Annotated in this window: 14 protein-coding genes; 3 read left to right on the top strand and 11 right to left on the bottom strand. The window is 69.7% G+C overall.

Annotated features, from left to right (window positions below):
- Positions 1-31 precede the first annotated feature (31 nt).
- Positions 32-712 (top strand): N-acetylmuramoyl-L-alanine amidase, encoded by a 681-nt coding sequence (locus ACIQFZ_RS12355; RefSeq protein ID WP_365418416.1) that lies wholly within the window; start codon positions 32-34, stop codon positions 710-712.
- Between the two features lie 251 nt (positions 713-963).
- On the opposite strand, the gene ACIQFZ_RS12350 is transcribed toward ACIQFZ_RS12355, so the two are convergent.
- From ACIQFZ_RS12350 to ACIQFZ_RS12340, 3 genes are read right to left on the bottom strand one after another with little or no spacing between them, the layout of a single operon-like run.
- Positions 964-2,133 (bottom strand): cysteine desulfurase family protein, encoded by a 1,170-nt coding sequence (locus ACIQFZ_RS12350; protein ID WP_365418413.1) that lies wholly within the window; start codon positions 2,131-2,133, stop codon positions 964-966.
- Between the two features lie 58 nt (positions 2,134-2,191).
- Positions 2,192-2,458: a DUF4190 domain-containing protein gene (locus tag ACIQFZ_RS12345; RefSeq protein WP_365418411.1), complete on the bottom strand. Its 267-nt coding sequence runs from the start codon at positions 2,456-2,458 to the stop codon at positions 2,192-2,194.
- A gap of 49 nt (positions 2,459-2,507) precedes the next feature.
- The gene (locus ACIQFZ_RS12340) at positions 2,508-2,672 is read right to left on the bottom strand and encodes a hypothetical protein (protein WP_365418408.1); all 165 of its coding nucleotides are present in this window, start codon (positions 2,670-2,672) and stop codon (positions 2,508-2,510) included.
- Positions 2,673-2,785: 113 nt separating this feature from the next.
- Here ACIQFZ_RS12340 and ACIQFZ_RS12335 point away from each other — a divergent pair, with 113 nt between their 5' ends.
- Positions 2,786-3,412: a TetR family transcriptional regulator gene (locus ACIQFZ_RS12335; RefSeq protein ID WP_365418405.1), complete on the top strand. Its 627-nt coding sequence runs from the start codon at positions 2,786-2,788 to the stop codon at positions 3,410-3,412.
- Positions 3,413-3,443: 31 nt separating this feature from the next.
- On the opposite strand, the gene ACIQFZ_RS12330 is transcribed toward ACIQFZ_RS12335, so the two are convergent.
- Complete coding sequence (locus ACIQFZ_RS12330; RefSeq protein ID WP_365418403.1) at positions 3,444-4,313, bottom strand: thioesterase family protein; 870 nt, start codon at positions 4,311-4,313, stop codon at positions 3,444-3,446.
- 153 nt (positions 4,314-4,466) lie between these two features.
- On the opposite strand from ACIQFZ_RS12330, the gene ACIQFZ_RS12325 reads away from it, so the two are divergent.
- Positions 4,467-5,705, top strand: coding sequence for an alpha/beta hydrolase (locus tag ACIQFZ_RS12325; protein ID WP_383059231.1), 1,239 nt, complete (start codon positions 4,467-4,469; stop codon positions 5,703-5,705).
- On the opposite strand, the gene ACIQFZ_RS12320 is transcribed toward ACIQFZ_RS12325, so the two are convergent.
- The 7 genes from ACIQFZ_RS12320 to ACIQFZ_RS12290 form a co-directional block, all read right to left on the bottom strand.
- Positions 5,614-6,270 carry a trimeric intracellular cation channel family protein gene (locus ACIQFZ_RS12320; RefSeq protein WP_361423643.1) on the bottom strand — a complete coding sequence of 219 codons (657 nt, stop codon included), beginning with the start codon at positions 6,268-6,270 and terminating at the stop codon, positions 5,614-5,616. The genes ACIQFZ_RS12325 and ACIQFZ_RS12320 overlap by 92 nt on opposite strands.
- A 125-nt stretch (positions 6,271-6,395) precedes the next feature.
- Complete coding sequence (locus ACIQFZ_RS12315; RefSeq protein WP_402691177.1) at positions 6,396-7,748, bottom strand: ABC transporter ATP-binding protein; 1,353 nt, start codon at positions 7,746-7,748, stop codon at positions 6,396-6,398.
- A 23-nt stretch (positions 7,749-7,771) separates the two neighbouring features.
- Positions 7,772-8,869 (bottom strand): ABC transporter ATP-binding protein, encoded by a 1,098-nt coding sequence (locus tag ACIQFZ_RS12310; protein ID WP_365418395.1) that lies wholly within the window; start codon positions 8,867-8,869, stop codon positions 7,772-7,774.
- Complete coding sequence (locus tag ACIQFZ_RS12305; RefSeq protein WP_365418393.1) at positions 8,866-9,864, bottom strand: ABC transporter permease; 999 nt, start codon at positions 9,862-9,864, stop codon at positions 8,866-8,868. The genes ACIQFZ_RS12310 and ACIQFZ_RS12305 overlap by 4 nt, the downstream gene beginning before the upstream one ends.
- Before the next feature lie 111 nt (positions 9,865-9,975).
- Positions 9,976-11,781 carry an ABC transporter substrate-binding protein gene (locus ACIQFZ_RS12300; protein WP_402691176.1) on the bottom strand — a complete coding sequence of 602 codons (1,806 nt, stop codon included), beginning with the start codon at positions 11,779-11,781 and terminating at the stop codon, positions 9,976-9,978.
- A 67-nt stretch (positions 11,782-11,848) separates the two neighbouring features.
- Positions 11,849-12,856 (bottom strand): ABC transporter permease, encoded by a 1,008-nt coding sequence (locus tag ACIQFZ_RS12295; RefSeq protein WP_402691175.1) that lies wholly within the window; start codon positions 12,854-12,856, stop codon positions 11,849-11,851.
- A gap of 318 nt (positions 12,857-13,174) precedes the next feature.
- Positions 13,175-13,969, bottom strand: a complete 795-nt coding sequence (locus tag ACIQFZ_RS12290; protein ID WP_382621291.1) for an enhanced serine sensitivity protein SseB C-terminal domain-containing protein — start codon at positions 13,967-13,969, stop codon at positions 13,175-13,177.
- Positions 13,970-14,045 lie beyond the last annotated feature (76 nt).

Raw genomic sequence — 14,045 nt, 5'->3', positions numbered from 1 at the left:
CCGGGGCCGACTGAGATGCGTTGAAGATCGCATGGGGGCGAAGAAAACAAGCGCGCCGGACGCGGCGGATGCGCGGGGGCGGCTGCTGGGGCGGCGGGCCCTGCTGATCGGCGGGGCCGCGGTGGTGGTGGGCGGGGCGGCGCTGGAGCGCAGCGGGCTGGCCCGGCTGTGGTGGCGGCTGCCCGGCGCGCAGAAGCCGCGGGTGGCGGGCGCGGTCGACTTCATGGGCGCGCGGTGGGTGGCGGCCTCGCCGTCGAACTACCGGCCGGCGGACCGCCCGGACGACTACCGGATAGACCGGGTCGTCATCCACGTCACGCAGGGCAGCTACGCGAGCGCGGTGAAGGTCTTCCAGGACCCGGGGCACGGGGCCGCCGCGCACTACATCGTCGGCGCGGACGGGCATGTCACGCAGATGATCCGCGAGCTGGACGTGGCCTTCCACGCGGGCAACCGGGCGTACAACGAGCGGAGCGTCGGCGTCGAGCACGAGGGCTTCGTCGACGACGCCTCGTCGTTCACCGACGCGATGTACGCCGCCTCGGCGCGGCTGACGGCCGGGATCTGCGGCCGGTACGGCATATCCGTCGACCGGGAGCACATCATCGGCCACGTGGAGGTACCGGGCGCCGACCACACGGACCCGGGCCCCCACTGGGACTGGGACCGGTACATACGCCTGGTCCGCGCGGCCCGAACCACACGCACCTGAGCCACCGGGGGCACGCCCGCCACACGGACCTGAACCACCGGAGTGCGGCCCGCGGCCCCAAAGCACCGGCGCCCGCCCCGCCACAGGGACCTGGACCGCTGGGCCCGCCCCGCCGCACCGACCCGAACCTCTGGGACCATCCCCCGCGCAAACCTGAACCGCCGGGGCACTCCGGACCGCACGGACCCGAAGTACTGGGCCCGCCCGCCGCACCGACCCGAACCCGGGGCCCGTCCCGTCGTCCCGTCCCGTTACGTCAGGCCGGCCGCGCGGGCCCGTTCCACCGCCGGGCCGATGGCCTTCGCGACCGCGTCGATGTCGGACTGGGTGGAGGTGTGGCCGAGGGAGAAGCGGAGGGTGCCGCGGGCCAGGTCCGGGTCGGTGCCGGTGGCGAGCAGTACGTGGCTGGGCTGGGCGACGCCCGCGGTGCAGGCGGAGCCGGTCGAACACTCGATGCCCTGAGCGTCCAGCAGGAGCAGCAGGGAGTCGCCCTCGCAGCCGGGGAAGGTGAAGTGGGCGTTGGCCGGGAGGCGGCCCTCCGGTGCCGGGTCGCCGCCGAGGATCGCGTCCGGGACCGCCGAGCGCACGGCGGCGATCAACTCGTCGCGCAGCGCGCCGATCTCGCGGGCGAACCACTCGCGCCGCTCGGCGGCGAGCCGGCCGGCCACGGCGAAGGAGGCGATCGCGGGCACGTCGAGGGTGCCGGAGCGGACGTGCCGTTCCTGGCCGCCGCCGTGCAGGACGGGAACGGGGGCGTACTCGCGGCCCAGGATCAGCGCGCCGACGCCGTACGGGCCGCCGATCTTGTGGCCGGAGACCGTCATCGCGGCCAGTCCGGAGGCGGCGAAGTCGACCGGCACCTGCCCGAAGGCCTGCACCGCGTCGGCATGCAGCGGGACACCGAACTCGGCGGCCACAGTGGCCAGTTCGCGCACCGGCAGCAGCGTGCCGATCTCGTTGTTGGCCCACATGGCGGTGGCCAGGGCCACATCGTCGGGGTTGCGGGCGATGGCCTCGCGCAGCGCCTCGGGGTGGACGCGGCCGTAGGAGTCGACCGGAAGGTACTCGACGGTGGCGCCCTCGTGCTCGCCGAGCCAGTGCACGGCGTCGAGGACGGCATGGTGCTCGACGGGGCTGGAGAGGACGCGGGTGCGGGCCGGGTCGGCGGCGCGGCGGGCCCAGTACAGGCCCTTGACGGCGAGGTTGTCCGCCTCGGTGCCACCGGAGGTGAAGACGACCTCGCTGGGACGGGCGCCGAGGGCCTCGGCGAGGGTTTCACGGGCCTCCTCGACCCTGCGGCGGGCCGCGCGCCCGGACGCGTGGAGGGAGGAGGCGTTGCCGGTGACACCCAGTGCCGCGGTCAGCGCCTCTGCCGCCTCCGGGAGCATCGGGGTGGTCGCGGCGTGGTCGAGGTAAGCCATGGTGAGGCCGATTCTACGGGCGCCCGCGCCCGGGCCGGAGATCAGGATGGGCCAGGTGTCACAAGCTCCAGGACAGTGTGTTGTCCGCCTGCACGAAGGCCAGCAGAACCACGAGGTCGGCGATGCCCAGAGTCAGGCCGAGCCAGGCGCGGCCGCGGCGGCCGGTGCCGCGCCACAGGGCGACGCCGGCCAGGACGATGGCGACGGGGCCGAGGAACAGGTTGAGGACGAGCAGGCCGAGCAGGCCGAGGACGAAGGACGCGACGGCCATGCCGTCGGCGTCCTGCGTACCGGTGCGGCGTGTGGCCGGTGCGGTGAGTTGCATGGTGGATCGGCTCCAGACGGTCGTGGGAACGGGCCGGACGGATGAGGCGTCAGCGGGACGTACCGCGCTTGCGGCCGTGGCGCTCGCGGAGCGCGAAGACGCCGAGCCAGACGGCGATCACCACGGCCGCGGCGACCGTGAAGTCGAGCGGCGCGTGGGCCACCGTGCCCAGGACGACGCCGAGCAGCAGCAGTGCGGCGACGAGGAACAGCATGAGATCGGATCCCCCTTGTCGGTGAACGCTTGTAGTTACACTTGTTCACTGACTAAGCAGTCTAGCGCGCCTCCGGCTTTGACAATCCGGAGAACACTTGTTGACTGAATGGCATGAGTCACACTCCCGGCGTCCGGCAGGCCCAGAAGCAGAAGACCCGACAGGCCCTGATGGACGCGGCGTTGCGGCTGCTGGAGGAGCAGAGCCTGAGCAGCCTCGGCCTGCGCGAGGTCACGCGCGCCGCCGGTGTCGCCCCGACCGCCTTCTACCGCCACTTCCACTCCACCGCGGATCTCGGTGTGGCCCTGGTCGAGGAGGCGCTGAGCAGCCTGCATCCGATGATCCGGTCGACGGTGTCCCAGGCGGACGACAGCGAGCAACGCATCACGCGCGCGATCGGATTGATCGCGCGTCATGTCGAGGCGTACCCCGCCCACGTCCGCTTCATCGCCCGGGAGCGCCACGGCGGGGTGCAGCAGGTACGGGAGGTCGTCGGCGAGCAACTGGCCAGGTTCGCCCGCGAAGTGAGGGACGAACTGGCCAAGGACCCGCAGTCCGCGGAGTGGAGCGAGGACGATCTGCTCATGCTCGCCCATCTGTATGTCGATCAGATGCTGATCACCGGTTCACTGTTCCTGGAGGCGCTCGACGCCCCCGAGGAGGAGCGCGAGCGCGTCACCCGGGTCGCGACCCGGCAGCTGCGTCTGATCAGCATCGGCCGCCGGCACTGGCTGGACTGACGGTCCGACCGGGCGCCGGTACGGCGATTCCTCAGTCGAGCCTGACCCGTGCGAGCTGCCGGGACTGCGCCACCAGCCGGTCGGCGCCGTCCCAGACCTCGGCGTCCTCCTCCAGGAAGCCGCCGGCCAGGTTGCGGGTGGTGATGGACACGCGCAGCGGGCCCGGCGCCGGACGGCAGCGGACGTGCACGGTCAGTTCGACGGTCGGCACCCAGCCCTTGATGCCCAGCTCGAACGCGGTCGGGGGCAGCGCGTCCACCGCGAGCAGCAGGGACAGCGGGTCGTGGTCCCGGCCGTCGGCGAGGCCGAACCAGGCGCGCATCTCCCCGTTCCCGGAGGGCGAGCCGAGCGCCCAGCCGAGGGTGGCGGGGTCCAGCTTGAGCATCAGCCGGTCGGTGATGGCCGAGCTGCCGGGTACGGGCGCGGGGACGCCGACCGCGTCCTGGGGGCCGAAGCACTGCTCCATGGGCGGGATCGCGGGCGGCTTCGCCGAGGTGCGCACGTCTTCGGGCAGGGTGCCGAGGTCGCCGTAGGAGGCCAGGACGCGGATGCGTTCCACCTCGCGGCCGTCGTCGTCGCGCTGGAAGAGGGAGGCCTGGCCGGTCGACAGGGTGCGGCCGGTACGGACCACGTCCGTGCGGACGACGGCGGGACCGGGCCGGGACGCGGTCAGGTAGTGGGCCGAGATCGTGAACGGGTCCGGGTGCGGCAGGGCGTCCGCGAGCGCACGGCCGAGGACGGCCAGCAGATACCCGCCGTTGACGGCGCTGATGATCGTCCAGCCGTCGGAGAGGTCGACGTCGTAGACGCCGGGCTCGCTCCGGGTGACCGCGGTGTCCCGGTCGAACTCGCTGTCGCCGATCGTGGCCCGCGCGGCCGCGGCGGTGGCTGCTTCTGACATGTGTGAACGGTACATCAGAGCACTACTAAGCGGTAGCTTTCATCCGTTGTGCTCGTATGACGAACATCCCGGCGGAGTGAGATGCAGGCAATTTCTTGGTAAGTGTCCGCACTTGCCCGTAACCCCGAGGCCCCGTTCCCCCTCTATCGGGACATGAGCCTCACCGGGACTCCGTTCCTGTACACCGCCATCGTGCTGGCCGTCGTCGCGCTGGCGCTGCCGTTCGTGCTGTGGACGCGGCTGAAGGGCCCCAGGGCGCTGCGTGCCGCCCTCCGGGCGCTGATGCTGATGTTCGCCCAGGCCACGGCCATCACCCTGGTCTTCGTGCTGGTGAACAACGCCAACAACCTGTACGACAACTGGGCCGACCTGCTCGGCACGGGCAACCACGTCCAGCAGGCCGCCAACCTGGGCGCCGACGGCACCGGGGGCATCGCCTACCGGAAGCTGCCCAGGGTCGTGCAGCAGTTCACCCCGGCCGACGGGCCCGGGATGCGCGCGGCCGGCGGAGTCAGGGTCACCCAGCTCAGGGGCCGGGTCTCGGGGGTGAACGCCGAGGTCTACGTATGGCTGCCGCCGCAGTACGACGAGCCCGCCTACAAGAACAGGAAGTTCCCGGTGGTCGAGCTGCTGTCGGGCTACCCGGGCTCGGCGAAGGCCTGGTTCGGCTCCTTGAAGGTGCACCAGCAACTGGAGCCGCTGATGCGCAGCGGACGGGTCGCCCCGTTCATACTGGTGGCGCCGCGCACGAACCTGATCGCCAAGATCGACACGGGCTGCGCCAACATCCCGGGCACCGTGAACGCGGACACCTGGCTGAGCATCGACGTACCGAAGATGATCACCGACAACTTCCGTGCCGCGTCCGGTCCGAACGGCTGGGCCACCGCCGGCTACTCGGCCGGGGGGCACTGCGCGACCAAGCTCGCCGTCGCCCACCCCGACCGCTACCGGGCCTCGGTGAGCCTGTCCGGGTACAACGACCCGATCGGCGAGCGCAATTCGCTCGCCAGCCAGAACATCCAGCTGCGGCGCGCGAACAACCCCTACATCCTGCTGAAGAACTACCGCACCCCGCCGCCCGTCGCGCTCTACCTCTCGGGCCAGAGCGGCGACGGGTACCAGGCGGGCGTCGCCCTGGAGCGGATCGCGAAGCCGCCGACCACGGTGCACGTGGTCTTCGTGCCGCGCAGCGCGGGCGGCCACAGCATGGCGCTGTGGCGCCCGCAGATCCCGGCGGCGTTCGGCTGGCTGACCAGGGTGCTGGAGCACGGGCCGCCCCACCACCTCCGTACGGCCCTCACTCCTCCCGTACCGTCGTCCGGCGGTTCCAGGCCCGCGGAGCTCGCCAGTGGTACCGCATCGCGAGCAGCCGCAGGACGAAGGCGGTGACCACCGCCAGCCCGCTGGTGAACGGGTTCAGCGCGTCGTAGTGGATGCACAGCACCACCATGGTGGCGCCGACGATCGCCGGGACCGCGTAGAGGTCGCGGTCCCAGCGCAGCAGTGACGGCACGTCGTTGGCGAGCACGTCCCGCAGCACACCGCCGCCCACGGCGGTGGCCATGCCCAGCGTCGCCGACGCGGTGAGGTTCAGCCCGTAGGCGTACGCCTTCGTCGTGCCGGCCACGCAGAACAGGCCGAGGCCGGCCGCGTCGAACACGTACACCGCGGTCTGGATGCGCTCCATGTGCGGGTGCAGGAAGAAGACCACGAGTGCGGCGAACAGAGGGGTGAGGAAGTACCCGAGGTCGGTGAAGGCGGCCGGGGGCACGGCCCCGATGACGATGTCACGGAACAGCCCTCCGCCCAGCGCGGTGGCCTCGGCGAGGACGGCGATGCCGAAGACGTCGAAGTTCTTGCGGACGGCCAGCAGCGCGCCGGAGATGGCGAAGACGAAGATGCCGACCACGTCGAGCGTGTGCTGGACGGAGGGACTGAACAGTTGCTGAAGCACGCCACATTGTTACTCGGGGCCGGTTCGCCCCCGAACACGACGGAGCGGGAGAGTGCGACCGCCGGGGCCACCGGCTCCGCACTCTCCCGCTCCATCACGCGCGCGGCCTCGCCGCGCCGCCCTGCCTACTTCTCGGTCGGCTCCTGGCCGCCGGAGCCGTCAGTGCCGGACTCCGAGGTCTCGGCGGTCTCGGCAGACTCCGAGGACTCGGCGGTCTCGGCAGACTCCGAGGTCTCAGCGGACTCCGAGGTGTCAGCGGACTCGGCGGACCCGGTGGTCCCGGACGGCTTCGCCGTCTCGCCGACCTCCGCGGCCACCGCCGCCGACGTCGCCGCCGACTCCGCCAGGACCTCGTCGGCCACGAGCTCCGCGGCCTCCTTGGCGGCCGTGAGCAGCACGGTGTCCTGCGGGGCCTGGTCCTCGAAGTTCTCCGGGTGGTGGCAGGCCACCTGCTGACCGGGCTTCAGCTCCTTGAGCGGCGGCTCGGTCGTACGGCAGATCTCCGTCGCCTTCCAGCACCGGGTGTGGAAGCGGCAGCCGCTCGGCGGGGCGATCGGCGAGGGCACGTCGCCCTTGAGCAGGATGCGCTCGCTCTTGGCGTTCTTGCGGCTGGGGTCCGGGATCGGGACGGCCGACATGAGCGCCTTGGTGTACGGGTGCATCGGCGCCTTGTAGAGCGACTCGCGGTCGGCCAGCTCCACGATCTTGCCGAGGTACATCACCGCGATCCGGTCCGAGACGTGCCGGACGACCGACAGGTCGTGCGCGATGATCACGTACGTCAGGCCGAGCTCCTGCTGGAGGTCGTCGAGCAGGTTGACGACCTGCGCCTGAATCGACACGTCGAGCGCGGAGACCGGCTCGTCCGCCACGACGAGCTTCGGGTTGAGCGCGAGCGCGCGGGCGATGCCGATGCGCTGGCGCTGACCGCCGGAGAACTCGTGCGGATAGCGGTTGTAGTGCTCGGGGTTGAGACCGACCACCGACAGCAGCCGCTGCACTTCCTTCTTGATCCCGCCCTCGGGCTCGACGCCCTGGAGCCGGAAGGGAGCGCCGACGATCGTGCCGATGGTGTGGCGCGGGTTCAGCGACGAGTACGGGTCCTGGAAGATCATCTGCACATCACGGCGCAGCGGGCGCATGCCGCCGACCCCGAGGTGCGTGATGTCCTTGCCCTCGAACTCGACCTTCCCCGCGGTCGGCTCGAGCAGCCGGGTGATGAGCCGGCCCATCGTCGACTTGCCGCAGCCGGACTCGCCCACGACGCCGAGGGTCTCGCCGGAGCGGACCTCGAAGTCGATACCGTCGACCGCGCGCACCGCTCCGACCTGGCGCTGGAGGAGGCCCTTCCGGATGGGGAAGTGCTTCTGCAGGCCGGTCACCTTCAGCAGGACCTCGCCCGGGGCGGCGTCCTTGGTGAGGGTGGCCGTGCCGGAGGCCTTGTCCTCGGCGCCGTCGCTCTGTGCAGGGATGCTCACTGCCTTGTCCTCTGCGTTCTCACTCACAGCTTCGGCGCAATCTCTTCGGTCCAGATCCGCTCCCGCTGCTCCTGCGTCATGTGGCAGGCGGCCCAGTGCTGGCTGCCGACCTCGGTCAGCTCGGGGCGGACCGTGCGGGTGACGTTGTCCTTCGGGACGTCGGCGTACGGGCAGCGCGGGTTGAACGCGCAGCCGGACGGAACGTTGATCAGGGAGGGCGGGGACCCCTTGACCGGGATGAGCCGCTCCTGCTGGTCGCGGTCCAGACGCGGCATCGAGCCGAGCAGGCCCCAGGTGTAGGGGTGCCGGGGCTCGTAGAACACCTTCTCGGCCGGTCCGCGCTCGACGCAGCGGCCGCCGTACATCACCAGGAGGTCGTCGGCCAGTTCGGCGACGACGCCCAGGTCGTGGGTGATGATGATGACCGCGGAGCCGAACTCCTTCTGCAGGTCGCGGATCAGGTCGAGGATCTGCGCCTGCACGGTGACGTCCAGGGCGGTGGTCGGCTCGTCCGCGATGAGCAGTTCGGGGTTGTTCACCAGCGACATCGCGATCATCGCGCGCTGGCGCATACCGCCGGAGAACTCGTGCGGGTAGCTGTCCACGCGCTTGTCCGGCTGCGGGATGCCCACCCGGTCGAGCATTTCGACGGCCCGCTTGCGGGCGGTCTTCTTGTCGACGTTGTTGTGGATCCGGTACGCCTCCACGATCTGCTGACCGATCGTGTAGTACGGGTGCAGCGCGGACAGCGGGTCCTGGAAGATCATCGCCATCTCGCGGCCGCGCAACTTCCGCACGTGGTCGGGATCGGCGGACAGCAGTTCGGTGCCGTTCAGCCAGATCTCGCCGGAGATCTGCGCCTTGCGCTTGCCGTACTGGCCGGCGGTGTGCAGGCCCATGATGCCGAGCGAGGTCACCGACTTGCCGGAGCCCGACTCGCCCACGATGCCGAGGGTCTTGCCCTTCTCCAGCTTGAAGCTGAGCCCGTCGACGGACTTCACCAGACCGTCGTCGGTCGGGAAGTGCACCTTCAGGTCGCGTACTTCGAGGAAGGAGGTCGGAGCGGGCGAGGCGGCGGTGGGTTCGCCCACGGCGGCGTCGCTCTTGCTGAGTTCGGTCATGCGAGCCTCACTCGGGGGTCGATCACGGCGTACAGGACGTCCACCACGAGGTTGGCGATCAGCACCGCGAGGGAGGTGATCAGAACGACGCCCAGGATGATGGGCAGGTCCTGGGTCTTGATGGCGTTGAGCACCGCCTGGCCGAGGCCGGGCAGGCTGAACGTGGTCTCGGTCAGGATCGCGCCGCCGATGAGGGCGCCGAGGTCCATGCCGAGCATGGTCAGGATGGGCGTCATGGTCGAGCGCATGGCGTGCTTGCCGATGACGGTCTTCTCACGCATACCCTTGGCACGGGCGGTGCGGATGTAGTCCTCTCCGAGGATCTCCAGCATGGTGGCGCGGGTGATACGCGCGTACATCGCCGCGTAGAGGAACGCCAGGGTGATCCAAGGAAGGATCATGCCGCCGAGCCAGCCGCCGAAGCTGTGGCCGAGGGGGACGTACTCCCCGTCGATCCAGTTCAGTCCGAACGCGAAGATCGCCAGGCTGAGCATGCCGGTGAAGTAGATGGGAAGCGAGACGCCGCCGAGGGCGATCAGCATCGCACCGCGGTCCCACAGGCTGCCCCGCTTGAGCGCGGAGAGCACACCAGCCGCGACACCGAAGAGCAGCCACAGCGCTGCGGCACCGAGCGCGAGACCCAGGGTCACCGGGAAGCGGTCGGTCAGCACGGGCCAGACGGCCTGCTCGCTGCGGAAGGAGTAGCCGAAGCACGGGGCGGCACAGTGGGTGACGTCGCCGCCGCCCGAGTAGGTGCGGCCCATGAAGATGCCCTTGAAGAACTCCCAGACCTGGACGTAGACAGGGTCGCCCAGACCCAGCTTCTGCCGCACCGCCTCTACGGCGGCAGGGTCGGCCTGCTTGCCCACGAAGCTCGTGGCCACGTCGACGCCCGCCCACTTGGGGACGAGGAAGAAGATGCTGAAGACCACCAGGATGATGACCAGCAGCATCACGGCGGCGGCGAACAGCCGCCTGATGAGGTAAGCGAGCACAGCTTACGGCCCGCCGCGGGACCGCGGACCCCCGGATGTTTTCCTGGGGCCCGCGGTCCCACCGCGCCGGCCTTCACCTGCCTTTCGTGCCGTTCGGCGGGTGTGCCGGGTTTACTTCGAGGACTTCAGACCGAGGTTGACGAAGTCGTACATGCCGCTGTAGCCGGCCGACGTGTAGACGTTCGCCAGGCGGTCGGAGCGCCAGTTGATGAACCGCTCGAAGACGAAGGGCATGTAGTAGCCGCCCTCCATGACCTTGTGGTTGATCTGCGTGGCGATCTCGGCCTTCTTGGCGTCGTCCAGCTCGTTGACGTAGTCGTCGAACAGGCCGTCGATCGCCTTGTCCTTGATCAGGGCGTAGTTGTTGTTACCGCTCTGAAGGATGTACTTGCTGTTCCACAGCGGCAGACCGAAGCCCTGGACGGACGGGAAGTCCGGGCCCCAGCCCATGATGATGATGCCGTAGCCCTTCTTCTTCACGTTCGCGGGGCTACCGATGATGCCGGTGGTCTGCGAGCCGTCGTACTGGTCGATCTGGACGTCGACGCCGATCTTCTTCAGCGACGCCTGGAGCGACTCGGCGGTGGCCACCTCGACCGGCTTGTTGTTGCGGACGGCGATGGTGGTCTTGAAGCCGTTCGGCTGGCCGCAGGCCTTCAGCTCTTCCCTGGCCTTCTCGACGTTGCCGTTCTTGTTGGCGGTGGCCAGCTCGAACGGGTCGTACTTCTGGCCCTCGGCACCCGGCACCGACGGGGGCAGCATGTTGGTGCCGATGTCACCGCCGGCGACCGGGCCACCGCGCGCGGTCTGCAGCGACACGTGGTCCGCGCCGTAGATCACGGCGTTGCGGCAGTGGATGTTGTCGAACGGCTTCACGCTCTGCGGGAAGACCGCGTAACGGACGTAGCCGGAGACCGGGTTGTCCAGGTTGCCCTTGTACTTCTTCAGGGCGGTCTGGCGGCCCTGCGGCGACATACCGGTCTGGTTCAGGTCCAGGTCGTAGTCACCGGCGATCAGGCGCTGGTCCATGTCGTTGGCGTTCGAGAAGAACTTGATGGTGATCTCGTCCGGGTAGGCCTTGCGGATCGGGTCCGAGGCCTGCTTCCACTCGGTGTTGCGGACGAGCTTCAGGTCCTTGCCGGGGCTGTACGAGGCGAACTTGTACGGGCCCGAAGAGAACGGGTGCTGACCGTACTTGGACTTGGTGTCCATGTCCTGACGGACGGGGGACGCCGAGATCAGGGACAGCATCTGCTCGAAGTCCGAGTTGGCCTTCGGCAGGTGGAAGACGATGGTCTTGTCGTCCGGCGTGTCGATCGCCTTCAGACCCAGGTGGTCCTTGTCCTTGTCCTTGTAGGGGCCCTGGTACTTGCCGTCCGGGTCCAGGACCTCCTTCAGGTAGGTCGGACCGCCGGACAGCACGTCCTGCGCCCAGACGCGCTCGATGCCGTACTTGATGTCCTTGGAGGTGATCGGCTTGCCGTCCTCCCACGTCACGTCGTCGCGCAGCGTGTAGGTGTAGGTCTTGCCGCCGTCGGTGACCTTGGCGAGTTCCGTGGCGAGGTCCGGGGTCAACTCGGCGCCGGCCTTGCCGGGCTCCGTCTTGTTCGTGACCAGCTGGCGGCTGTAGTAGCGGGAGAAGTTCCACATCATGCCGTAGTAGCCGCGCGTGGTGTCCCACGAGTCGGCGTCCTGGGCGGAGGCGAACTTCAGCGTGCCGCCCTTCTTGGCCTCGGATGCCTGGGCGACCTTGTTGTTGGCTGCGTCGAAGCCGGCCGCGCCGGTCTTCGAACCGCCGCCACCACCGCCGTTGCCGTCGTTGCCGCCGCCGCACGCCGCCGTGGTCAGCAGCGCGGCGACCACAGCAGCAGCGGCCACGGCCTGCTTGCGCCGCCCTGAGGTGCGTTGGGTAGTCACGTTCTCGGATCCTCCGGATAGATGAGAGACCCCGTGTAGGTCCACGGGTCGCTGGGGGTACGGCAGTTCAGCGGGAGCCCTTGGGGTCGAGCGCGTCCCGCACGCCGTCGCCGAAGAGGTTGAAGGCAAGGACGGTGATGAAGATCGCCACACCGGGGACCACCATGTACATGGGGTCCGACTCGTAGTAGTCGATGGCGGTCGAGAGCATCTGGCCCCAGGAGGCGGTCGGCGGCTTGACGCCCACGCCGAGGAAGCTGAGCGCGGCCTCGGTGAGGATGTTGGTCGGGATCATCATCGTCGTGTACACGATGATCGGCGCCACGAGGTTGGGCAGCAGCTCCTTGAACAGGATGTAGAAGCGGCCGGCGCCGAGGGAGCGTGCCGCCTCGACGTACTCGCGTTCGCGCAGCGAGAGCGTCTGGCCGCGCACCACGCGGCCGATGTAGGGCCAGCCGAAGAAGCCGATGACGAGGATCATCACGAAGACGCGCACACCCGTGCCGGACAGGCCAAGCATCTCGTTCGGCACGACGGAGACCAGCGCGATGATGAACAGCAGTTGCGGGAAGGCGAGCAGGCCGTCCATGACCCGGCTGATCGCCGCGTCCACCCAGCCGCCGAAGAAGCCGGCGAGGATGCCGAGGACGGTGCCCAGGATGACGGCGACCACGGCGGACAGGAAGCCCACGAGCAGCGAGATCTGGGCGCCGTAGACGATGCGGGCGAAGATGTCGCGGCCGCTGACCGGCTCGACGCCGAGGAGGTGCTCGCCGCTCATGCCGCCGAGGGAACCCTTGGGGGTGCCGAAGAGCGGGTCGATCAGGTCCTCGTGGTGCAGCTCGGGGTCCTGACCGACCGCGTGCGCGATCACGGGCGCGAGCAGCGCGACCAGGATGAGCAGGAGCACGACGATGCCGCCCGTCAGGGCGAGTTTGTCCCGCTTGAGGCGCTCCCAGGCGATCCGGCCCAGGGAACGCCCCTGTACCGCCTTGGCAGCGACGCCGACGGCCGTCGCCTCGTCGGCAGCGCTCGGGGCCGCTTCCGCGGTCGGCTCGTGCAGTGGTGCCGTCATCTGGCAGGGACCCCTCTCAACCGGCGGTGGCCGGCCCGCGCTTGCCGCTGTGGCGGCTGTTCAGTCCGTCGTACACAGGGGCGAACGCCCCTTGGAGCGGGAGTCTTCAACGCCATGGTGATCTGTTGCCAGTCTTGGCGGTGAATGGATGCGCAAACGTGATGCGGGTAGAGAGGTTCCGTTATCCGGACAGTGGGTAACGGGGGTCGGACATGGACCAGTTGGGGCGGCTCACAGCAAAAACGGACCATCCGCATCCATCTACGCGCGCAGAGGATCACCGGTGCGTGAGCTCGGCCGGCGGACGAACCGGACGGATCAGTAGCCGCCGCGCACCGGCGGATAGCCGTAGCCGGCCGCCGGGGCCTGCGCGGGGGCCGCGTGGGTCTCCCGGTCGTAGAACGGGCGGGAGTTGGCGCGCAGCCACATCGCGACCGGGTCGTACTCGTCGGACATCGCGACCGTCGACACCGGCAGCCCGTCGGGGACGGCGCCGATGGACTGCTGCATCATCACGCGCACCGAGTCGACGGCCGGCGGCGAGGTGTCGTACACGTCAAGACCGATGGCGAGATACGGCGCTCCGAGCGCCGGCTGCACCCAGGCGCGGCGCAGCGAGCGCAGGGCCGGGGTACGGTGGGCGTTCTGGGTGAGCAGGGCGTAGAACTGCGAGGCCTCTACGGCGGGTTCGGACAGCCGGAGGGGGCCCGCGGGCTGGCGGTCAAGACCGGTGGCGATACGGCGCAGGTCCAGCCACGGGATGCCGACGCCGCCGCCCGGGGCGTGCGGGTTCAGCCAGAGGCCGTAGTGGTCGGGGTAGAGGGTGCGGGCCACGTCGAGGCCGTCCACGACCTCGTACGAACGGTTCCAGCCGCTCGCCGACAGCTCCTGGGCGGAGGTCACGCAGGGGGCGTAGCCGTGGCCGTCGACCTCCATGTGGCCGTACTGGGCGTCGGGGGAGCCCGCCTGGCCGTGCCAGAGCAGCATCCAGACCTGGCCGGAGGAGGGGGTCGCCAGCGCGCGCAGCAGCGCCTCGTAGGCGTCGTAACGCCCGGGCGTCACCTGGCGCAGCGTCTGCTCGACCTGCCCGGCCGTGGTGCCGCTGGCGCTCACTTGTACCGCCCCTCCATACAACCGACGTTTCGACCGAGCCGTGAGGCCGGGTCCTGTCGTCACCTTCCCGTCGTCC

It is taken from the genome of Streptomyces sp. NPDC093064 (assembly GCF_044754605.1).
Taxonomy (GTDB): Bacteria; Actinomycetota; Actinomycetes; order Streptomycetales; family Streptomycetaceae; genus Streptomyces.
This window is presented reverse-complemented; position numbering and strand designations above follow the sequence as displayed.

What these genes read in the sequence shown, in the direction of transcription:
- ACIQFZ_RS12355 (WP_365418416.1), top strand. Translation starts at nt 32, where the DNA reads ATGGGGGCGAAGAAAACAAGCGCGCCGGACGCGGCGGATGCGCGGGGG.
- ACIQFZ_RS12350 (WP_365418413.1), bottom strand. Translation starts at nt 2,133, where the DNA reads ATGGCTTACCTCGACCACGCCGCGACCACCCCGATGCTCCCGGAGGCG.
- ACIQFZ_RS12345 (WP_365418411.1), bottom strand. Translation starts at nt 2,458, where the DNA reads ATGCAACTCACCGCACCGGCCACACGCCGCACCGGTACGCAGGACGCC.
- ACIQFZ_RS12340 (WP_365418408.1), bottom strand. Translation starts at nt 2,672, where the DNA reads ATGCTGTTCCTCGTCGCCGCACTGCTGCTGCTCGGCGTCGTCCTGGGC.
- ACIQFZ_RS12335 (WP_365418405.1), top strand. Translation starts at nt 2,786, where the DNA reads ATGAGTCACACTCCCGGCGTCCGGCAGGCCCAGAAGCAGAAGACCCGA.
- ACIQFZ_RS12330 (WP_365418403.1), bottom strand. Translation starts at nt 4,313, where the DNA reads ATGTCAGAAGCAGCCACCGCCGCGGCCGCGCGGGCCACGATCGGCGAC.
- ACIQFZ_RS12325 (WP_383059231.1), top strand. Translation starts at nt 4,467, where the DNA reads ATGAGCCTCACCGGGACTCCGTTCCTGTACACCGCCATCGTGCTGGCC.
- ACIQFZ_RS12310 (WP_365418395.1), bottom strand. Translation starts at nt 8,869, where the DNA reads ATGACCGAACTCAGCAAGAGCGACGCCGCCGTGGGCGAACCCACCGCC.
- ACIQFZ_RS12295 (WP_402691175.1), bottom strand. Translation starts at nt 12,856, where the DNA reads ATGACGGCACCACTGCACGAGCCGACCGCGGAAGCGGCCCCGAGCGCT.